This is a genomic window from Segatella hominis, from assembly GCF_019249725.2.
Taxonomy (GTDB): Bacteria; Bacteroidota; Bacteroidia; order Bacteroidales; family Bacteroidaceae; genus Prevotella.
Genome location: NZ_CP137559.1, coordinates 495,423 through 516,652 on the forward strand (window position 1 = coordinate 495,423; position 21,230 = coordinate 516,652).

The following is a 21,230-nucleotide window of genomic DNA, read 5'->3' on the forward strand; positions in this document are numbered from 1 at the left end:
CATTAAAAAAAGATGTTTGTAGCTCAGGAATTAAAGAAGAAAAGTATAGCAGAATACCTTCTGTACATGTGGCAGGTGGAGGATATCATCCGTGCCTGCGGCTGTTCGCTCCCGGTTATCAAGAAGCACTATATCGAAAATTTTGATTTCACTCCGGAACAGAAGGAGGAGGAAATCGACTGGTTTGGCAATCTCATCCGCATGATGAATGAGGAGGGAAAGCGCGAATCGGGACATCTCAATATCAACAAGGTGCTGCTCCAGGATGTGATCGACCTGCACGGCATGCTGCTGCAGAGCACCAAGTTCCCTATCTATAATGGCGAATATTACAAGGTGCTGCCATTCATCGTGGAACTGCGCAACAGGGGCGACAAGGACGTCAACGAGATAGAAACCTGTCTGGATGCCCTCTACGGAGTGATGCTGCTCCGACTGCAGAAGAAGCCGATTACCCCGGAAACAGAGCGTGCCATCAAGGAGATAACCACCTTCGTGGGACTGCTCAGCGACTACTATATCAAGGATCGCACCGAGGGATTGAAATTTGACGACGACATGTAGTTATACATTATTATATATACATTTTAAAATCATATAAATCATAGATGAAAGAAATAGAAAGAAGAAGAACGTTTGCCATTATCTCTCACCCGGATGCTGGTAAGACAACATTGACCGAGAAATTCTTGCTTTTCGGTGGACAGATACAGGTGGCTGGTGCCGTAAAGAACAATAAGATACGCAAGTCTGCCACTTCCGACTGGATGGACATCGAGAAGCAGCGTGGTATCTCTGTATCTACTTCTGTGATGGAGTTTGATTATCTCCCAGACGGACAGTCTGGCGAACCATATAAGGTGAACATCCTCGATACTCCGGGTCACCAGGACTTCTGCGAGGATACCTACCGCACACTTACTGCCGTGGATTCTGCCATCATCGTGGTGGATTCTGCCAAGGGTGTGGAGGCGCAGACCCGCAAGCTGATGGAGGTGTGCCGTATGCGCAATACGCCGGTTATCATCTTCATCAACAAGATGGACCGCGAGGGTCGTGATCCGTTCGACGTGCTCGATGAGCTGGAGGAGGAACTCAAGATTTCCGTTCGTCCGCTCTCATGGCCTATCGGACAGGGCGCCCGATTCAAGGGTGTGTATAATATCTACGAGCATCAGCTCAACCTCTTTACGCCTAACAAGCAGCGCGTAACCGAAAAGGTGGAGGTGGATGTGCAGTCTGAGGAGCTCGACCAGCGAGTAGGCGAGCGCGAGGCTGCCCAGTTGCGCGAGGAACTGGAACTGGTGGATGGCGTATATCCTGAGTTTGACGTCGAGACCTACCGCTCTGCCGAGGTGGCTCCTGTGTTCTTCGGTTCTGCATTGAACAACTTCGGTGTGCAGGAACTCTTGGACTGCTTCGTTCAGATAGCTCCATCGCCAAGACCTACCAAGGCAGAGGAGCGCATGGTGGAGCCTGAGGAGCCTAAGTTTACGGGTTTCATCTTCAAGATTACTGCTAATATCGACCCTAACCACCGTTCCTGCATCGCATTCTGCAAGATCTGTTCGGGCAAGTTTGTGCGCAATCAGCCTTACTATCATGTGCGCCTCGACAAGACCGTGCGTTTCTCTTCGCCAACCCAGTTTATGGCGCAGCGCAAGAGTACCATCGACGAGGCTTATCCGGGCGATATCGTAGGTTTGCCAGACAATGGCATCTTCAAGATCGGTGATACGCTGACCGAGGGTGAGAAGATTCACTTCCGCGGTTTGCCATCCTTCTCTCCACTGCTCTTCAAGTATATCGAGAATGATGATCCGATGAAGAGCAAGCAGTTCCAGAAGGGATTGGAGCAGCTGATGAACGAGGGTGTGGCACAGTTGTTTGTCAACCAGTTTAATGGTCGCCGCATTGTGGGAACCGTGGGTCAGCTTCAGTTTGAGGTGATCCAGTACCGTCTGGAGAACGAGTATAATGCCAAGTGCCGTTGGGAGCCAGTTCACTTGCATAAGGCATGCTGGATAGAGGCCGACGACGAGAAGGAATTGGAGAGCTTCAAGAAGCGCAAGTACCAGTATATGGCGAAGGATATCGAGGGCAGGGATGTGTTCCTGGCCGATTCTGGCTATGTATTGAGCATGGCGCAGCAGGATTTCGAGCATATCAAGTTCCACTTTACTTCGGAATTCTAATAATATAAAAGGATAACTTTTAAAAAATAATAAGAGATGATAGATGAAATGGCAGAAAAACCGGGCGCAATAGCCAAAATGGTAGCGTGGCAGAAGGAGCATATCTCCGATCGCCAGATGACGCTTATCCTGGCTTTTGTCATCGGTCTGCTTGCCTCCGTTGCCGGATTTTTCCTGCATAGTATCGTGCACGAGATACAGATATTGCTCACTTCGGGTTTTGAGAAAAGCACCTACAATCTGCTTTTTCTCTTGTTTCCTATCGTGGGTATCTATCTTACCTCGCTCTTTATCAAGTATGTGGTGCGAGACAATATCTCTCATGGTATCACGAGAGTGCTCTATGCGATTTCTACCAAGCAGTCGAAGCTGAAGGGCCACAACTGCTGGTCGTCGGTAGTAGCTTCTGGTATCACCATTGGATTCGGTGGATCAGTAGGAGCCGAGGCGCCGATTGTGCTCACGGGTTCAGCCATCGGAAGTAATCTGGGACAGATATTCCGCATGGACAAGAAAACGATGATACTGCTCGTAGGATGCGGTGCGAGTGCCGCCATTGCTGGTATCTTCAAAGCCCCAATCGCAGGTCTCGTCTTCACGCTTGAGGTGCTGATGGTAGATCTCTCGATGGCATCATTGCTGCCTATCCTCATCTCCTGTGTTACGGCCACCTGTTTCAGTTATATCCTGATGGGTGAAAAATCGCTCTTCGATTTCACGCTTACCGACCCATGGGAGCTCGACCGTGTGCCGGCGTGCATCCTGCTGGGCGTATTCTGCGGTTTCGTGAGTCTCTACTTCATGAGAACCATGTCGGCCTGCGAGGGATTCTTCGCCAAGTTGAAGCAGTATCCGTATGTCAAACTGCTCTTCGGAGGCATCATCCTGAGCAGTCTCATCTTCCTCTTCCCATCGCTCTATGGCGAGGGATATTCGGCAGTCAACATCCTGCTGAAGGGTAGAACAGAGGCCGACTGGGACATGGTGATGAGCAATTCGCTCTTCTATGGTCACAGTCAGTTGCTCGTGCTATATATCGGACTGGTAACCTTCACCAAGGTGTTTGCCACCTCAGCAACCAATGGTTCCGGCGGTTGTGGTGGAACCTTTGCTCCATCGCTTTTCATCGGCGGTTTTGCTGGCTTCTTCTTCGCCCGCATCTGGAACATCTACAAGTTAGGCGTCTATATCCCCGAGCAGAACTTTACGCTGATGGGCATGGCAGGCGTGATGACGGGCGTGATGCATGCACCGCTGACGGGCATCTTCCTGATAGCCGAACTGACAGGCGGTTACCTGCTTTTCATCCCACTGATGATCGTGTGCATCTGCTCGCTGCTTACCATCAGCATCTTCGAGAGCCACAGTATCTATGCGCTTCGACTGGCAAGGGAAGGCAAGTTGCTTACCCACCATATCGACAAGGCTGCCCTCACGCTGATGGGTATGCAGAGCGTGGTGGAGAAGGACTATCATCCGGTAAGTCCCGACCTGCCGATGGGCAAGTTGGTGTCAGAAATCAGTCGCAGCAACAACAATTTCCTTCCGGTAGTCAATCAGGCTGGCGTCTTGCTGGGCATCATCGATATCACCCGCATCCGTCACATCATCTTCCGTTCGGAACTCTACACGCGCTTCAAGGTAAAGCAGCTGATGCTCCAGCCTTCAGCCGTGCTCAGCGATCACGAACCGATGCAGGAAGTGATGAAGAAATTTGACGAGACCGATGCCGCCCAGTTGCCTGTAGTGGATGTGAACGGCGTGCTGAAGGGATATATCAGCCGTACCCGCCTTTATTCGACTTATCGCCAGATTGTGGCGGATATGTCGGCGGAGTAAAAGGTTGCTTTCAGAATGAGATAGTCTTCAGAAAAAGAGATAGTCTTCAGGGGGCAGTCTTTTGAGAGTTTTGGCCTTCGGCAAAGCGCTCCGATATTTGTAAACTTGCATTTTTTTAAAACAATAGGAAAATGGAGAAAAAAGATTTAAGAATCGTATTTATGGGAACCCCGGAGTTTGCGGTGGAATCCCTCAAGAGCCTTGTAGAAGGCGGATATAATGTGGTGGCTGTAGTAACCCAGCCCGACAAACCGGTGGGTCGCCATCAGGATACTCTTCAGCCTTCGCAGGTCAAGCAATATGCCTTGTCGAAGGGCTTGCCAGTATTGCAGCCGGTGAAGATGAAGGATCCGGAATTTGTAGAGCAGTTGCGCAGTTATCAGGCCGACCTGCAGGTGGTGGTAGCTTTCCGAATGCTGCCAGAGGTGGTATGGGATATGCCTCGCTTCGGCACCTTCAATGTGCATGCAGCCCTTCTTCCTCAGTATCGCGGTGCTGCCCCTATCAACTGGGCTGTCATCAATGGTGAGACGGAGACTGGTGTCACCACTTTCTTCCTCGACCACGATATCGATACCGGTCGCATCATCATGCAGAAGCCATTCGCCATCCCCGACGATGCCGATGTAGAGTATGTTTATGACGGACTGATGCACTTAGGCGCTGAGATAGCCGTAGAGACCATCGACCGCCTGATAGCATCCGACGGTAATATCGACTCTATGCCGCAGGACGAGATGATCACGACAGACACCGTGCTTCATTCTGCTCCGAAAATTTTCAAGGATACCTGCCGTATCGATTTCAATCAGCCAGCCAAGAAGGTGTATGACTTCATCCGTGGTCTTTCGCCATATCCAGGCGCCTGGACCGAGATTCAGAAGGAAGGCGGTAAGGCGCAGGTGCTGAAAGTATTCAAGACTTCCAAAACCGGAAAGGCAGTTGCCGGTTCTTCTGCAAACGCCGCTGCAGTAGAGAATGTCGCTTCTTCAAAGAATGTCGCTTCTTCTGTAGTAGGAACTTTGAGAGTAGAAGGCAAGAGCCTGCAAATAGCTTGTGCAGACGAATGGCTCCAGCTCGACACAATCCAGATTAGTGGCAAAAAGAGAATGGAAGCCCGTGATTTCCTCAACGGAATGAGAGATATCGAGCAGTACAGAAGTATTTAATAATAAAGGAGAATAAAAAATGACTCAACAGGAAGATATTAAGAATGCAATAGAATGCATGCGCAAGGGTGGAGTGATTCTCTATCCTACAGATACCGTTTGGGGTATCGGTTGTGACGCTACTAACCCAGAGGCAGTGGCAAAGGTTTACAAAATAAAGCAGCGCGACGACAGTAAGGCGCTTATCTGTCTGGTGGATAGTGCAGACCGTATGGCGCGTTATTTCCGCAATGTGCCTCAGGTGGCTTGGGATTTCATCGATGTAGCCATGCCTGTGAAGCCAACTACCATCATCCTCGATGATGCTACGGGTGTAGCCAACAATCTGGTGGCAGAGGATGGCAGTCTTGCCATGCGAGTAACTTTCGAGTCTTTCAGCAAGGAACTCTGTTATCGCTTCCAGAAGCCTATTGTGAGCACCAGTGCCAATGTGAGTGGTGAGCCTGCAGCGCAGAACTATCGTGATATTGTCCCAGAATTGTTGGAGCAAGTAGATTATGTATGCTGGACCCGTCGCCAGGAGCATAAGCCTCACACTCCATCCAGCATCGTGAAGATAGCCAAGAATGGAGAGGTGACGATTATCCGATAAAGAAATCTGTGAAGTTTCTTCATCGGATTTACGCGGAGTTATCGGAACATTCTTGCTCTTCGGATTACTCACGGATTTTCGCGGAAATTTGGCCGCTGGCCAATGGTTAGTGCCCGAAATGTGCTCCTTATATTTTTTGTCACGCAGATTTCGCAGATGACGCAGATTCTTCTTCATGGGATTTTTTTTGTCCCACAGATTTCGCAGATTTACACAGATATTTTATGGAATCTCTGGTGAATCGCTTAGTCCACTTTCAGGGGGTATCTGTATCGACCGAACAGGTCGCATCCGCGAAAATCCGTGAGTAATCGTCGCAGCAGGAAACCTCCGAATAAATTCCGTGTCATCCGATGAATAAAAATCTGCGTCATCTGCGAAATCTGCGTGACAAAAAACTCCGATGAAAAATCTGTGTATATCTGTGAAATCTGTGGGACATATTCTACTCCCAAGGGGTATCTGCAACGACCGAACAGGTCGTCTCCGCACAAATCCGTGAGTAATAAATATTTATTTTTACGGGAATCCCTTTACTTTCGGTTTCCCTTTTCGTTTTCGTTCTGCAAATCCTGCTTTTCCGAAGAGTCCTTGACTTCTAGATATTCTTCTTCCGTCACCTCTTCTTCCAATATCTCCTCTTCTTCCGTCATCCCTTCTTCATCATCATCCGTCATCTCCTCTTCATCCTCCTCCTTTTCCTTTTTTCCGAAGTCAGGATCTATTTTGAGGTAGTTGGTAACCAGGAAGGTGATTACGCAGCATGCCATCACGACGATGAAGAAATGGCGGTATCCCAAGATGTCTTTCAGATAACCCGAAACCATGCCCGGAAGCATCAGGCCGAGATAGGAAATACCGGTACAGATGGAGTAGTGAGAGGTCTTGAACTTGCCCTGACTGTAGAATAGCATGTAGAGCGTAAGCACCGTGAAGCCCAGTCCATAACCGAACTGCTCTACGAACAGGCAGGAGGACACCATCACGATATCAGAATTGAGCGAATAGCTGAGATAGATATAGACGGCATCCGGCAGGGTGATGGCGCAAACCATTGGCCACAGCCACTTCTTCATACCGTCGCGGCTCACTAAGATACCTCCGATGATACCACCCAGGAGAAGACCGATGAGACCAACCGTACCATTGGCAAGTCCGTATTCCTGCGGTGACATGCCCAGACCACCCTGCGAGTTAGGGCGAAGGATGAAAGTCTTGGTCATTGTATTGAGCAAAGCCTCCGGGAAGCGGTAGAACAGCAGGAAGAGCATCACGATGACCGTCTCTCTCACTCCGAATTTCGTAAAGAAAGTGCGGAACATATTCTTCAGTTCGTGAGTCACTTCGCCCACAGTTCTCTCCGTCTGCACATCCTCTTTCGGCGTAGGCATCAGGCGGCTATGGTAGAGCCACAGACCGATGAATATGCCAGCTAATCCGTAGAAAATCAGTGCCCACGAGAAGCTTATCTGATTGCGGAACATCACCTGCAGCACACCAGCCAGCATCACTAAGAAACCATTCACAAAGATGATGGCGAGGCGGTAGAAGGTGTTGCGCAGACCCACAAACTTCGTCTGGTTGTGCTCATCCAGCTCTATCATATAGAAGCCGTCGGCAGAGATGTCGTGGGTGGCGCTGCAGAAGGCGATGAGGAAGAAGAAGCACATGGTGGCCTGAAACCAGAAGGCCGTAGGCAGCGAGAACGCAATGCCAGCCAGTGCTGCTCCGATGAGCGCCTGCATCGTAAGTACCCACCAGCGCTTCGTTTTCAGCAGATCGATGAACGGGCTCCACAAGGGTTTGATCACCCAGGGAAGCGCCAGCCATCCTGTATAGAGACCCACTTCGGCATCCGTGAGTCCCAACTGCATATACATCACTACAGAGAGAGTTGTCACGATCACGTTGGGCAGTCCCTCTGCAAAATATAGGGTAGGGATCCATGCCCATGGATTCCTGCTATTCTTCTTTGTTACCATTTTATCCATTAGATATTATTTATCTTTTGTCCATTAGATATCGTCCTGTTTCTTAGACATCGCTTGTCTATCAGAAATTAGACCTTACTTGTAGATCAGAAAGGACTCTATCCTTAGACCTTACTTGTAGATTTTCTTGATTTCTGCTCCCTGATAGTATCTCAGCAGGATGTCATCGTAGGAGTATCCTTCGTTGCCCATCACGGCAGCACCTATCTGACAGAGACCCACTCCGTGTCCCCATCCGGCTCCGATCAGTTCGAAGCGCTGAGGAACCTGGTTCTCGTCCAGATCAAACTTATCTACCACGAAAGCCGAACTGTAGAGATGGCTGTCGCTCAAGGCTCTGCGTATTTCCAGCTCCTTGCCGATGGTGAAAGTCTTTTCGGTACCGATAATCTGCAGTTTGCTGATGCGTCCGCTCGTACCGCGTTCCACAGCCTTCATGTCGAGGATGCAGCCGAAGTTCATCTTCAGTTTCTCTTCGAGTAGGTGCTGCAGTTTCTCCTGAGTCAGCGTCACCTTCCAGCGGTAAAAATCAGCAGTCTCCTGGTCGTAGTCGTTTAATACTTCCGAGAGCACCTTTCTGTCTGTAGTATTGCAGAAAGCAGGCGGGTTGGAGCGGATCCAGCGGTCAGCCTCTTCCTCCTGAGTCAAGTCAGGAAGTCTGTATTCAGAATCCATCAGAGCCTTTGAACCCTTCAAGTTCTCAGTATCTCCATCCTTCAGTCCCTCTGTATTTCTTGCGTCCTTCAAGCACTCGGCATTCATAGAACTCTTCAGTCCTTTCGGCTTGATTCCCAAAGCAATATCCCTCACAGCAGAGAGATAACTCTTAGGCGTGTTCTCCCAGCAATATTGGAATTCCTCGGTGATACCGCCGCAGCACTTGGAGAATCGGGCATCGCAGATTTCCTCGCCATCCATCAGAATCTGTCCCTTGGTCTGGCGGATAGCTTCTGCCACATGCGGAGAAGTCTCCTTGGTGATGCCCTGGTAGCGCTGGCAGTGGTCGTCGGCGCAGACATCAAAGATGGTGTGGTCTTCGCGGTCGTACCAGCGGATGAGCATGTCGTCTTTCTTGACAAAAGAGAAAAAATTGTTGCCGCTCTCAGCCACGTCTCTGCGCTTTTTCATCTGTGCCAGGAGCCATGAACGGGAAATCACGGCATGCGCCTTGAGGAGTTCAAGACTGGAGGTGGCACTCATCTCGCTGGATATCACGCTCTCCAGATACTTCTCTACAGGAAGCTCGTTGATGGCGCAGATCTTGTCTGATTCTACCACAAAATGGAGCGTACCTAAGAAGGTCTGTGTTTCCTTGCGTTCCCAGTGGAAGTTGACACCGATAGTGACATCGCTCAGTGAGAAGGAGGCATCGCAGCTCTGCGGATGGAAGGTAAGCGAACTGTACTGATTGCCGTTCCAGAGCACACCTCCCTCGGAGAATTCCACTTCCTGTTCGCCCGTAACCACTTCGCCCTTGGCAAGGTAAGGCTTGTTGAGCGAGAAGTGAATCTTCTGACCGCTCACGATGCCCACAGAGACATTCGGCTGCTTGCCGTTATTATATAATGTGGAAGTAGTGACGGTACTTTCCTCAGCCTCCTTGGCAGCCTTCAGCTTATTGATGATGCATTCCATCTTCTCGCCGGAAATGCCGCATTCCTTCAGGATAGCCTCAGCCTTCTCCTCGGTGAGCTTGCGGAAATCCTCTTCGCGTGGCGTGATGATGAGTCCCGACATATCGAGGGCTCCTGGAGAAACCATGGTCTGGGCATCGCCATCGGCAAAGTAGGCTTCCGGACGGTGCTTCTCTCTTGGAATCACGATACTGATATATTCATCACCTTTGCGCCAGGCCACGATGTTCATCATCGGCTCAGTCTCGTCGCCGCGCTGAGGCATCGCACTGTAGAGGCGCTTGAAGAGCATCTCGTCGCATTCCTCGCTCTTGGAGATAATCACGAAGGCTGGAACGGTATAGTCGCGGATGGCTGCTATCTTCTCCTCGTCGTTCAGACAGATGATATCTGTCAGGTTGCGTGAGAGGCGCTGCCAGTTGTTCTGCAGGGGAAGTATGCCGCTGGTTCCTGCCTGGAAATGCAGATGGTCTGGAGCCGAGGCACCGCACTTCGGACCGTTGTAGAATACCATCAGTTCGCTGTGCAGACTCAGGAATCGGTGCATCTCGCCATAGTTCTTGAAGATGGCCTGTGGCTGATGCTTGCGTGCCGGAATCGTGAAATGTACCGGAAGGATAGGGAACGGATTGACCAGCAGGTAGAAACGTTCGTCTATCTGCTTGGACATCTGTACCTTCGGACGGTTCTTCTCGCAGAGGAAGCATGGACGCTCATCGAGGGTCTTCTTGTCTATCTTGGCACCTGTGCTCACGATGCGGGCAGGGTTCCATTGCAGTTTGAGAAGATCGGAGAGAGTCTGGCTCTCCACGTGCTTCAGGTCGCGGTAGCGATGGCGGGCATCCTCCCATCTCTCCAACTGGCGGTTGAAGAAGCGTGAGATACTGCTGTCTTCCATAATGTCGGCCTTGCCCTGCAGCATCTGCTGGCGTGCCTTCAGTTCCATCGTGCGCAGACGGTCTTTATAGAGATTGTTGGCATTCACCTTTTCGATACTCAGAGCGGCATCACTGTTGCCTCCCCAGCGGCGGCAGAGGTACAGTTCATCATAGATTCTTCCGATTCTGTATCGGCGAGAGAAGGCAAGTCCTAAGGCGTAGTCTTCGCCATAAGACGTGTTAGGGAACTGTATCTGTCTGACGAGCGGTGTGAAGAATGCTCTCGGAGCACCCAATCCGTTGATGCGCAGTGCGTTGTTGCAACCGTTTTCCTCGGTCCATTCCTTATGGTCTATCAGTCCTGGAGGCAGGGTGTTGAGGTCGAAGTCACACATGCGGTACGAGCCGATCATCATCGCTGCCTTCTGGTTGTGAAAGGCATCTACGATTTTCTGGAGAGTCTTCGGAGACGAATAGAGGTCGTCGCTGTCCAGCTGGACTGCAAACTTGCCACAGTACTCGCTATTGATGGCTACATTCCAGCAGCCACCGATGCCGAGATCGTTTCTCTCTGGCACAATCTGTACGAGCCGCCCCGCCTGCTTGTCGTTTCTGGCTTCCATCTCACGAGCGATTTCATCAAGAATCTCGCCAGTGCGGTCGGTAGAATGATTGTTGACCACGATGACGTTGAACTTGAAATTGGCTTTCTGGCTCAGCGCACTCTTCACGGCATCCGCGATGGTTTTCTCTCTGTTGAAAACTGGGATGATCACAGAAGCCTCGTAGAAGAATTCCTGTTCGCCGAAATCCGGCTGGCGATAAAAGCTGGTATCGATGAGGGCTCCCACCTTGTTGAGATGCTGTGTGCAAGCCTTTTCCATCTCTATCTGCACCTCTCTGTTGCGAGGGTTCACATAGTCGAATTGCTTCTCGCCGCTCTTTCGGTTATCGAGTTCATCTTCTGTATAGAGGAATTCATTGAGATGGAAAATCTCTCCCATGCGACTCAGGTAGAGACGGAGGTCGTAGAGACCCGCATATTGATAGTCAGCTCTGTCCTGCTGGGCGATGAAGTCATGGAGGGCTTGCGCCTTGATGAACCAGAGGCTTCCGAAATCGAAGTCGTCGCGAAGGCTACCAGACTGGTAGTCAATAACCGGATGCTTGATCAGCTTGCCGGTATTCGCTTCTTGTTCAGCTTTCAGTTTATGAGTTTCTGCTCCATCCGCTTTTGCTTCATGAATTTCTGTTCCATCTTTTTCTTCTTTTCCTCCAACTTTTGCAGCCTCTTTATCTTCTTTGATCAAGGAATAATAGTCGGAGTAAACCATAACGGCTCCTGTATCGTCAGCCGTGCGTAGGAATCGTTCCAGGGCATAAAGTCCCCATCTGATCGGAGTAGTCTTTGTGCAGATCATCACATAGTCGGCATCGGTGTTTTCAGCAATGCTTTCTACCGTGTTGCTGCTTTCCAATCGGTCAATGACTACGAAGGTGCATCCATCAGGCACTTGGTGATGGGCTGCAAAATCAGCGCTCACCAGGAGATTGATATGCTGAACCGTCTTGTTGTCATGAAGTTCCAGAAGTGCGCTTTGGGCTACTTCAATGTCTTCACAAGGTAAGAAAAGGTCTATTTTTTCTCTCATTTCTTTGTGTTATGTTTTTGCGTTTCGGCTCCCTTTCCGGAGGTCAAAACGGTATTTTTTATCTATATTTTAGCTTATTATATTAAAATATGTGGCAAAGATAACAATTTTTCGCCAAAAAATACTATCTTTGCACTATGAATGATGAAAAAAAATATCTTTTGGGGCTTACCCTTGCTGAATTGAAGCAAGTGGCTAAGGACTTGGGTATGCCTGCCTTCACGGGTGGGCAGATGGCTAAATGGCTCTACGAACAGCATGTGAAGAGCATCGACGAGATGACTAATATCTCGAAAGCTAACCGTGCCAAGCTGGCCGCAGAATATGAGATAGGATGTGCCGGATATACCGATGCACAGCACTCCGTAGATGGTACCATCAAGTATCTCTTCCCTATACGCAGCGGAAAGTTTGTAGAGACGGTCTATATCCCCGACAAAGACCGTGCCACGCTCTGTGTATCATCACAGGTGGGATGCAAGATGAACTGCCTCTTCTGTCAGACTGGTAAGCAGGGGTTTGAAGGAAGTTTGCCTGCTGGCGATATCCTCAATCAGATCTACTCCCTGCCAGAGGTGGACAAACTCACCAATATCGTGTTTATGGGACAGGGCGAGCCGATGGATAATCTGGATAATGTATTGCGGGCCACAGAAATCCTGACCGCTGACTATGGTTGGGCATGGAGTCCGAAACGCATCACAGTAAGTTCGGTGGGCGTCAAAAACAAGTTGAAGCGATTCCTCGAAGAGAGCGAGTGCCATGTGGCTATATCGATGCACGATCCGATACCTTCTGAGCGAGCAGAACTGATGCCTGCCGAGAAGGGTATGGGTATAGAACAGGTTGTGGAGCTGCTCCGCAATTATGATTTCTCTCACCAGCGTCGCTTGTCTTTCGAATATATCGTGTTCAAGGGAGTGAACGACAGTATGCAGCACGCCAAGGCAATCATCAAGTTGGTGAAGGGTCTCGACTGCCGTTTCAATCTGATTCGTTTCCATCAGATTCCGGACATCCCGTTGCAGGGCGTCAATGATGAGAAAATGGAACAGTTCCGTGATTATCTCACTTCTCATGGAGTCTTTACGACCATCCGTGCCAGTCGCGGACAGGATATCTATGCAGCTTGTGGCTTGCTCAGTACATCCAAGAAAATCGGAGAAATCAGAGAGCACGAGGACGAAGAACGTTCTTTGCGGTAAGACAATTTCCTGAGATGGAAATCTTTCCCTCTCGTTAGGACCCGGTTCTTCCTTGATTGAGAGTTCTTCTCTTCGACAGAAGCAGTCCTCTCATTAGGATTCATTCTTTAGTTAGGACCTTCCTCTCGTTAGGACCCGGTTCTTCCTTAATTGAGAGTTCTTCTCTTCGACAGAAGCAGTCCCTTTTAATCCAAGGCGTTTCACTCGATCGAGAGACTTTCCTTAGAACGGAAAGGACTTTCCTCAACTGAAGAACTTTCCTTCGAAGAGATAAGTGAACAAAACGATGATAGAATAATGATGAATTGGAAATATCTGAGATTATTTCTTGCAATCTGCTTTGTATTCATGCTGGCTTGTTGCAAAGACGGAAAGAGCAATCGGCTTCCTGAAAGTATCGGTCAGCCCTATGAAGTGGTGCTTGAAGGAGATACAAATCACATCGTAACTGCTATCTTGCAGGAGAGTGTGCCAGATATGCCTCAGCCGGAACCCATGTTCAATATCATACAGGTGAGAAAAGGAAAACTGACAAGCCTGTATCAGACGGTAAGAAACCGGGTAGTCGTGGATGTGGATAAGAGAAATCGTGACTTTGAAGTGAAAATCAGCAAGGATGTCAATGCTGCTCCGCAAGTCATTATCCGTATCAAGGCGCAGACCGTAGAACAGTTGAAAAGCCGCCTGGATGGAATGAGACTCCGCCAGATACTGGACGAATCGGAACTGAAGCATCTGGCGTCTGTCATCCGGCAGAATGTAGAGAAGCAGAAAGAGGTAAAGCGCCTCTTCGGCATCGACATGAAGATTCCTGCTGACATGCAGTCAAGTAAGCGTGGTAAGGATTTCCTGTGGCTGTCAAATAATGCAAACTCGGGTATGCAGAGCCTCCTCATATTTAAGTTGAGAGATTTTTGGCGAGGGAATCCCTATCTTCCATCTGCTCTCAAACCGAAAGTTGACAGCGTACTACGTGTCAACGTGCCAGGTGAGGAGGATGGCATGTACATGCAACTTGCCTATATCAGTGAATATTTAAATGGATGCTGGGAAATGAAGGGGGATGCCATGGGTGGACCCTATGTGATGAAGCTGATGTCTGATGCCGACTTCACACAAGGGCGGAACGTCCTTGGAAAATATAATGCATTAGTCATCATTGGTTTCGTCTATGCGCCCGAAATGAAGAAAAGAAATTTAATCAAGCAGTTGGAAGCTGTGCTGACAACTATCAGATAAAAAACTCGTAAGCTGAAGTTGAAACCATCGCGAGTTTCAGATAAATATCATAAGATTCAAATAAATACATCAAAATATAATATATGGACAATCAGAAAGTAAGGGTGGCTATCACCCACGGAGATACCAATGGTATCGGATATGAACTCATTTTTAAAACCTTTGCAGAGCCAGAAATGCTGGAACTCTGTACACCTATTATATATGGCTCGCCAAAAGTGGCAGCCTATTATCGCAAGGCCATGAACTTGCCAGGTCAGTTCTCTATCATTCAGCAGGCTGAGGATGTACAGGATGGAAGAATCAATCTTCTGGCTGCTGTAGATGACGAGGTGAAAGTGGATATGGGTATGCCTACAGCTGACTCAGGACTGGCTGCAGTAAAGGCGCTCGATCGTGCCATGACCGATTATCGTGCCGGTCTCTACGACGTGCTGGTTACCGGACCTGTAAACAATGCCAATGCGCAGATGGATAACTATCCTTTCCCTGGTCATAGAAATTATATTGAGACCTGTCTTGGTGAAGGCAAGAAGGGACTGTCTATGCTGATTGGCGGTGATCTCCGTATCGCATCGGTCACAGAAAAGACACCTCTGAAAGATGTACCTGCAGCTATCAGTCTGGAGGCGATCGTAGAAAAAGTAACCCTGATGCAGCAGACTCTCAAGCGTGATTTCTATATCAGCAATCCACGTATCGCAGTACTTGCTTTGAATCCAAAGAGCAATGAGGACAGCAGTTGTGGTACAGAAGAGCGCGAAATCATTATCCCTGCTATTGATGCTTTGGCAGAGAAGGGCGTACAGGCGTTTGGTCCGTATGCTACAGATGAATTCTTCGGAAAAGGCTATTTCAAAGACTTCGACGGCGTAATGGCTATGTATCATGACCAGGCAACAACTCCTTTCCATTCACTATATACGGAAGACGGTGTAGTCTTCACTGCCGGCATGCCAATCATCCGTACTGCGGCAGATGTTACACCGGAGTTCTGTATCGCAGGAGTAGGAGAGGCTGATGAGACTTCTTTCCGCCATGCAGTCTATTTGGCTGTGGATGCTTATCACCATCGCAATGAGTATGATGAGGCTCGTGAAAATCCGCTTCCAAAGCTTTATCACGAAAAACGTGATGAGAGCGAGAAAGTGCGTTTTTCTATCCCAAAGAAGCATTCTAATGCTCCTTTTAACCCAAAGCCTGAGGTGAAAAGTTAAAAAAATGACTATTTTATGCCATTTTTGCAGATTATTCAAAAAAAATGCGTAATTTTGTCAGCTAAATGGACACAAGTGAACTTCAGAAAGTAAAACAACGGTATAACATCGTGGGTAATAGCGATGGATTGAACCGTGCGCTCGATGTCGCCTTGCAGGTGGCACCGACAGATCTTTCTGTGCTTATCATCGGTGAATCGGGTGTGGGTAAGGAAATCATTCCGCGTGTTATCCACGATCATTCTCCACGCCGACGTGAGAAGTATTTTGCTATCAACTGCGGTAGTATTCCTGAAGGTACTATCGATAGCGAACTCTTCGGTCATGAGAAAGGTTCCTTTACGGGAGCTATCGGAGAAAGTGAAGGATATTTCGGTATCGCCAACAAGGGAACCATTTTCCTTGATGAGGTGGGCGAGCTGCCTATCCAGACACAAGCCAGATTGCTCCGTGTGCTGGAAACCGGTGAATATATTCGCGTAGGTGGACAGGAGGTGAGAAAGACTGATGTGAGAATAGTGGCTGCTACGAATGTCAACATGCGCAAAGCCATCAGTGAAGGTCGCTTCCGAGAAGATCTCTATTATCGTCTGAATACCATTCCTATCCAGATGCCACCGCTCCGTGAAAGAGGAAATGATATCCTTCTGCTCTTCAGACTTTTTGCGATGCAAATGGCTGAAAAGTACAGGTTGCCTAAGATTTCGCTCAGCGAGGATGCAAAGGGCATCATGCTCAAATATAAGTGGCCAGGAAATGTAAGACAACTCAAGAATATCACAGAACAGATGTCTGTGCTCAGCCAGGAACGGGAAATCAGTGCAGAAATGCTCTTGCATTATATTCCGATGGATGAAGAGTCAACCCAGTTGGCTACGATTCCTTCCCAGACGGGCGGTGCTCATAGCTACGAGAGCGAGCGTGAACTTCTCTATAAGATTCTCTATGAGTTGAGGGGCAATGTGAGTGATCTCCGTCGTGATGTCAGTTCTCTGCGCAAGCAATTGGATGAAGCCCGCCAGCTCAATGGTGTCAGTGGATTTACAAGTCCTAATGCTATTACTCCAGTAGAGTCTGTAAGCGACTTCCCTGCGAGAATGGATAAGACACCAAGTATCCGTCCGGTCATTCCGCATCATGCGACAGAAGATGCTATCGTTGAGGAAATCAATGAACCGGAAACGCTGAATCTGAATGATTTGGGGCGCCAGATGCTCGAAAAGGCTTTGGAACGAAATAACGGAAATCGCAAAAAGGCTGCTCAGGAACTTGGTATTTCCGACCGTACCCTGTATCGCCGTCTCAAGCAATATGGACTCAATGGCGATGAGGAAGAAGAAAAAGACAAAAATAAGTAAGACAATTGGAATATGAAGCGTTTTCGCAAACATATATATATAATAGGTGTCATCCTTACTATTGGCATTCTTGCTGCATGCTCCGTGAGCTATAAGTTCAATGGCGCAAGCATCGACTATACCAAGACCAAGACCATTCAGATAGCTGAATTCCCTATTAGAAGTACCTATGTGTGGGGACCGATGGGACCGATGTTCAACAATGCCTTGAAGGATGAATTTGCTAATCATACCCGCTTGCAACAGGTCAAGAGAAATGGAGATCTGAAGATAGAGGGAGAGATTACACAGTATAGCCAGCGCAACAAGAGTGTTTCGAGCGAAGGCTATTCTGCACAGACCGAATTGTCTATTACTGTAAATGTGAGATTCACCAATAATGTGAACCACAATGAAGATTTTGAACGCCAGTTTACTTCTTCAAAGAGTTATGAGACCACCCAGAGTCTGGCTTCGGTTCAGGAAGAACTGGTCAATCAGATGGTGAAGGATTTGGTGGAGCAGATTTTCAACGCTACTGTTGCAAACTGGTAATTAGGCATTCTCTCAAGAAATATGCATTCTCTCTGGAGTTATAATTCTCAGGGGAGATATTGTTCTCATGAGAGATATATGTAGGCAGAATAGAAGCATTTTGTCTGAAAGATGAATTTCTTCTGAAAAGTTGAATTCGTTAGAAAAAAAGTTTTTAAAAATTATAACTGTTAATATTATTAGAGATTCGTGGAATTAACAAGATTGATACAACATCCGGAGGAGATGAATAAAGAGACTCTTTATGATCTCCGTGAGCTGTTAGCACTCTATCCGTACTATCAGACGGCTCGATTGCTGATGTTGCAGAACTTGTATTTGCTCCATGATGCCAGTTTTGATGAAGAACTTCGCCGGGCAGCTATCTATATTACTGACAGAAAGGTGATATTCCAGATGGTGGAGGCAGCTCATTATCAGCTCAAGAAAGAGTCGCATGCTGCGGCTGGAAAGAAAGATAATACGGCTGATAGAACTTCAGATTTGATAGACAACTTTCTGGAGTCTATACCTGCTGATAAGGAAGACGAGGAAAAGAAAAAGGAAAAAAGAAAACCAACTCCTGCTGATGCAGCCGTCGATTATGTGGCTTATCTTCTGGAAACAGAAGGGGAGACTGAGGAAGAGAACTCCTCACGTACCATCTCGCTCATTGATGATTTCATGGAGGATGGAGGATTTAAACTTCCTAAGATTGATGTTTCTGCTGATTATCAACCTGAGTACAAACCTGAGTTGGATGACAACAACAAGGAGGAACAGGCTGAAAATAGTGGAGTCTTTACTGAGACTTTGGCTCGTATCTATATTAAACAGGGAAAATACCAACGTGCACTCGACATTATACGTCGCTTGCATGAAAAGCATCCTGGTAAGAGCATGCATTATGCTGACCAGATGCGATTCTTGGAAAAATTGATCAAAAATAATAAATAAAACTAGTTTTAAAATGTTGTACACATTATTTGTAGTATTAATCGTTCTGGTAGCATTGCTGATGATTTTCATCGTGCTTATCCAGGAGTCAAAGGGAGGTGGTCTTGCATCCAACTTCTCTTCTTCAAACGCTATCATGGGTGTTCGTAAGACCACTGATGTAGTAGAGAAATTAACTTGGGGCCTTGCTGCTGCTATGGTTATCATCAGCGTAGCTTGTGCTTATGTAGCTCCAACAGCTGTTGGTGAAAGCAGTGTAATGGAAAATTCTGCTACAACTGAGCAGACTGCTCTCCCTGCTATGCCAGGTGCTAACAATGCTGCTGGTGCTCAGACTGCAGCTCCTGCTAAGGGTGCTGATGCTCAGAAGGCTGCCCCTGCAGTTCCTGCAACTCCAGCTAAGTAATTTTTCTACATTACTGCGAGAAATTTAAAAGCATTTTATGAAGAGGGTGTGTCATGAATTCGTGACACACCCTCTTCTCATTTCTTATCGTCTTTATCTCATTTGTTTTTTGAGTTGATTTGCATTAATGAGGAAGGAGGAAAATGAGAAGTGAGAAGTGAGAAAGGAGAAATGACAAAGAAGTAAAGGGGGAATGGATGACTAAGAATTAGTAAAGTAAAAAATAGAAAAGAGGAAAAGAAGGTGAAAATAGAGCGAAATTCAACAAAGCGGGCTAAAAAACGGCTTAATTTGAGAAAAAATGAAGTTTTTTCGAAAAAAGTTCGCTAAAAATTTGGTGGAATCAAAAAATAGTAGTACCTTTGCACTCGCTTAAAAGAAATAACAATTAAGCAAGCTAACATGGTGGACGTAGTTCAGTTGGTTAGAGCGTCAGATTGTGGTTCTGAATGTCGTGGGTTCGAGTCCCACCTTCCACCCAAGATAAACCCAGTAAATCATTGATTTACTGGGTTTCTTGTTTCTACTTTCTATGAAATGGTTTATCATTTGTCTTTTTTATTCCCCCATGATTGTGGCGATGAGATGTCTGCTGCCGCCACCTTCTCTAAACTCGCATAGGTATATTCCCTGCCAGGTTCCGAGGTTCAGTCTGCCGTTTGTGATAGGAATCGTCAGTGAAACTCCTACCATACTTGATTTGGCGTGGGCAGACATGTCCGTTGGACCTTCATCTTGGTGCAGGTATCTCGGATCTCCATCTGGCACCAATCTCTCAAAGATTCCCTTCAGGTCGTATCGCACATCTGGATCGAAATTCTCGTTAAGTGACAATCCACAACTTGTGTGTCTGACGAAAAGATTTAGTATTCCAGTCTTTGGCAATGTTGGTAATTGACGAAGTACTTCGCTCGTGACGAGATGAAAGCCACGAGGAAAAGGACGCAATGAAAATTCAACTTGTTCTATCATAATTTTTGGATTTAATTTTTTCTTTTTAGATATGTATCTTGCAAAGATAATGATATTCTGATGATTCTCTTACTCTTTTCATGTAATTATAGTAAAGTTTAACCCTTACCGAGTTTGTTAGAAATTGAAAAATGTTCCCAGATGCTACTGCAACGGCAGAGTGAGTACTACTGCATGGGTGAAGTAAGTACTACTTACTAAAAAATCTTCTTCTTTGAAGAAGGAGGAAGACATTAGAAAAAAACTTGAGAAAAATTTGGTGGTTTCAGAATAAAGATGTACTTTTGCAATCGAAATAAGCATTAAGAGTTGCCCAGTTGTGGCACACCAACCGAGTTTCGCATAGAGATAACCACGGTGGTAAAAGAATGTGTAAGTGTTTAACAACTTAAAATAATTATCTTTATGAATCCAAATTCAGATTTAAAGAACAATGAGGATGTGATGGCAGCTACTGCCGAGTCAAGAATTTCAGAGTATGCAGCCCGCTTTGCCGCATATAGCGATGAACAACTGAAGCAGACCGTAGATCACGAGCGCAAGGTTCGTGGTTGGGGCAGCGAGCGCAGTTACTTCCTGGCAGCTCTGCGTAAAGAGTGCGAGAAACGAGGGATACCATATTGCTGGTAATCGTATCAGGAGATTGCAAAAATGCGATTATCTTTGCGATCTCCCTGTTTTTTTTTATTATTTCTTTCTATATTTTACTTACTTGTTTTTGTCAAGTGGCACTCACAAAGTGGATGAAAAAAACAGTTTGAGAAAAAGTAGAACTAAAGAAAAGGGGGAGCTATTTGAGGCGGTGTTTTTTGATTTTTTTATACAAGAGCAGTTAAAGGTCATTAATTTATGGGGCTATTAGGTTCTTATTCTGAGGAAAATACTTAATTTTGCAACCAAATAAAAGGAAGGTGTGCAAAAAATAGGTATGAAACGTTCGCTCAACATATTGATGGCTTTGATGCTCTCGTTCATGGTGGTTTACCTGAGCGTAGGCACTACAGTCATGCACTGCCTTCGTTCAGACAAGGTGATGGTGGGTATGATGGCTGACTGTTGCGTGGGGCATGACTGTTGCCAAGGTAAGCTGGGCGCACAGGTGAAAAAGCATTGCATGAACGTAAGGCAGGTGAAGCTATCGCCTACGGTCTCTGTCCAGCATGTGGATTTCGATACAGCACCAGTGTTTGCTGGCATCGTGCCAGCTCTTTGGAAGACATTGCCTCGTCCTGTTATCTGTAGCATTTAGAAGGCAAGATATTGGAATCAGAACGTTCCGCATTCGCCTCCAAGGGCTTATCTTGCCCTCCTTAACATCCTGATTATTTGATTTTTCCATATTTGCAAATAGGTTGCAAAAGTTTGTTTGTACTTTTGCAACCAAGATTGTCGTATGCCTATCCCTATCAGTAA

Annotated in this window: 17 protein-coding genes, 1 tRNA gene and 1 riboswitch; of the genes, 15 read left to right on the plus strand and 3 right to left on the minus strand. The window is 47.2% G+C overall.

What is annotated here, in order from left to right:
• Positions 1-12 precede the first annotated feature (12 nt).
• From KUA50_RS01955 to KUA50_RS01975, 5 genes are all read left to right on the plus strand, one after another.
• On the plus strand, positions 13-564 hold the full coding sequence (locus KUA50_RS01955; protein WP_022111452.1) for a DUF4924 family protein: 552 nt from the start codon (positions 13-15) through the stop codon (positions 562-564).
• A 44-nt stretch (positions 565-608) separates the two neighbouring features.
• Positions 609-2,195, plus strand: coding sequence for a peptide chain release factor 3 (locus tag KUA50_RS01960; protein WP_118116229.1), 1,587 nt, complete (start codon positions 609-611; stop codon positions 2,193-2,195).
• Positions 2,196-2,231: 36 nt separating this feature from the next.
• Entirely contained in the window at positions 2,232-4,034 is a 1,803-nt protein-coding gene (locus KUA50_RS01965; protein WP_022111454.1) for a chloride channel protein, read from the plus strand.
• Positions 4,035-4,165: 131 nt separating this feature from the next.
• Positions 4,166-5,203 carry a methionyl-tRNA formyltransferase gene (fmt, locus tag KUA50_RS01970; protein WP_218456937.1) on the plus strand — a complete coding sequence of 346 codons (1,038 nt, stop codon included), beginning with the start codon at positions 4,166-4,168 and terminating at the stop codon, positions 5,201-5,203.
• A 19-nt stretch (positions 5,204-5,222) separates the two neighbouring features.
• Positions 5,223-5,795 (plus strand): L-threonylcarbamoyladenylate synthase, encoded by a 573-nt coding sequence (locus KUA50_RS01975; protein ID WP_218456938.1) that lies wholly within the window; start codon positions 5,223-5,225, stop codon positions 5,793-5,795.
• A 533-nt stretch (positions 5,796-6,328) separates the two neighbouring features.
• Here the strand turns inward: KUA50_RS01975 and KUA50_RS01980 are convergent.
• Together KUA50_RS01980 and KUA50_RS01985 are read right to left on the minus strand one after the other, a co-directional pair.
• Positions 6,329-7,777 carry an MFS transporter gene (locus KUA50_RS01980; RefSeq protein ID WP_256624259.1) on the minus strand — a complete coding sequence of 483 codons (1,449 nt, stop codon included), beginning with the start codon at positions 7,775-7,777 and terminating at the stop codon, positions 6,329-6,331.
• Positions 7,778-7,897: 120 nt separating this feature from the next.
• Positions 7,898-11,950: a DUF4922 domain-containing protein gene (locus KUA50_RS01985; RefSeq protein ID WP_218456939.1), complete on the minus strand. Its 4,053-nt coding sequence runs from the start codon at positions 11,948-11,950 to the stop codon at positions 7,898-7,900.
• 137 nt (positions 11,951-12,087) lie between these two features.
• On the opposite strand from KUA50_RS01985, the gene rlmN reads away from it, so the two are divergent.
• The 8 genes from rlmN to KUA50_RS02025 all read left to right on the plus strand — a co-directional run bounded on the left by rlmN (position 12,088) and on the right by KUA50_RS02025 (position 19,325).
• Complete coding sequence (rlmN, locus tag KUA50_RS01990; RefSeq protein ID WP_218456940.1) at positions 12,088-13,155, plus strand: 23S rRNA (adenine(2503)-C(2))-methyltransferase RlmN; 1,068 nt, start codon at positions 12,088-12,090, stop codon at positions 13,153-13,155.
• Positions 13,156-13,452: 297 nt separating this feature from the next.
• Complete coding sequence (locus KUA50_RS01995; protein ID WP_218456941.1) at positions 13,453-14,394, plus strand: DUF4837 family protein; 942 nt, start codon at positions 13,453-13,455, stop codon at positions 14,392-14,394.
• Positions 14,395-14,477: 83 nt separating this feature from the next.
• Positions 14,478-15,611 carry a PdxA family protein gene (locus KUA50_RS02000; protein WP_022109975.1) on the plus strand — a complete coding sequence of 378 codons (1,134 nt, stop codon included), beginning with the start codon at positions 14,478-14,480 and terminating at the stop codon, positions 15,609-15,611.
• A gap of 65 nt (positions 15,612-15,676) precedes the next feature.
• A complete protein-coding gene (locus KUA50_RS02005; RefSeq protein WP_218456942.1) occupies positions 15,677-16,969 on the plus strand; it encodes a sigma-54 interaction domain-containing protein in 1,293 nt (430 codons plus the stop codon).
• A gap of 12 nt (positions 16,970-16,981) precedes the next feature.
• Positions 16,982-17,503 carry an LptE family protein gene (gene lptE / locus KUA50_RS02010; protein ID WP_118116213.1) on the plus strand — a complete coding sequence of 174 codons (522 nt, stop codon included), beginning with the start codon at positions 16,982-16,984 and terminating at the stop codon, positions 17,501-17,503.
• 189 nt (positions 17,504-17,692) lie between these two features.
• Positions 17,693-18,439: a tetratricopeptide repeat protein gene (locus tag KUA50_RS02015; RefSeq protein ID WP_118116210.1), complete on the plus strand. Its 747-nt coding sequence runs from the start codon at positions 17,693-17,695 to the stop codon at positions 18,437-18,439.
• A gap of 13 nt (positions 18,440-18,452) precedes the next feature.
• The gene (gene secG, locus KUA50_RS02020; RefSeq protein ID WP_218456943.1) at positions 18,453-18,845 is read left to right on the plus strand and encodes a preprotein translocase subunit SecG; all 393 of its coding nucleotides are present in this window, start codon (positions 18,453-18,455) and stop codon (positions 18,843-18,845) included.
• A 404-nt stretch (positions 18,846-19,249) separates the two neighbouring features.
• Positions 19,250-19,325, plus strand: a tRNA-His gene (locus KUA50_RS02025).
• Between the two features lie 78 nt (positions 19,326-19,403).
• On the opposite strand, the gene KUA50_RS02030 is transcribed toward KUA50_RS02025, so the two are convergent.
• Positions 19,404-19,817, minus strand: coding sequence for a secondary thiamine-phosphate synthase enzyme YjbQ (locus KUA50_RS02030; protein WP_218456944.1), 414 nt, complete (start codon positions 19,815-19,817; stop codon positions 19,404-19,406).
• 294 nt (positions 19,818-20,111) lie between these two features.
• Positions 20,112-20,223, plus strand: a riboswitch (SAM-I-IV-variant riboswitch).
• Here KUA50_RS02030 and KUA50_RS02035 point away from each other — a divergent pair.
• Both KUA50_RS02035 and KUA50_RS02040 read left to right on the plus strand, forming a co-directional pair.
• Positions 20,223-20,447, plus strand: coding sequence for a hypothetical protein (locus tag KUA50_RS02035; protein ID WP_218456945.1), 225 nt, complete (start codon positions 20,223-20,225; stop codon positions 20,445-20,447). It overlaps the preceding riboswitch by 1 nt.
• Positions 20,448-20,730: 283 nt before the next feature.
• The gene (locus tag KUA50_RS02040; protein ID WP_218456946.1) at positions 20,731-21,066 is read left to right on the plus strand and encodes a hypothetical protein; all 336 of its coding nucleotides are present in this window, start codon (positions 20,731-20,733) and stop codon (positions 21,064-21,066) included.
• Positions 21,067-21,230 lie beyond the last annotated feature (164 nt).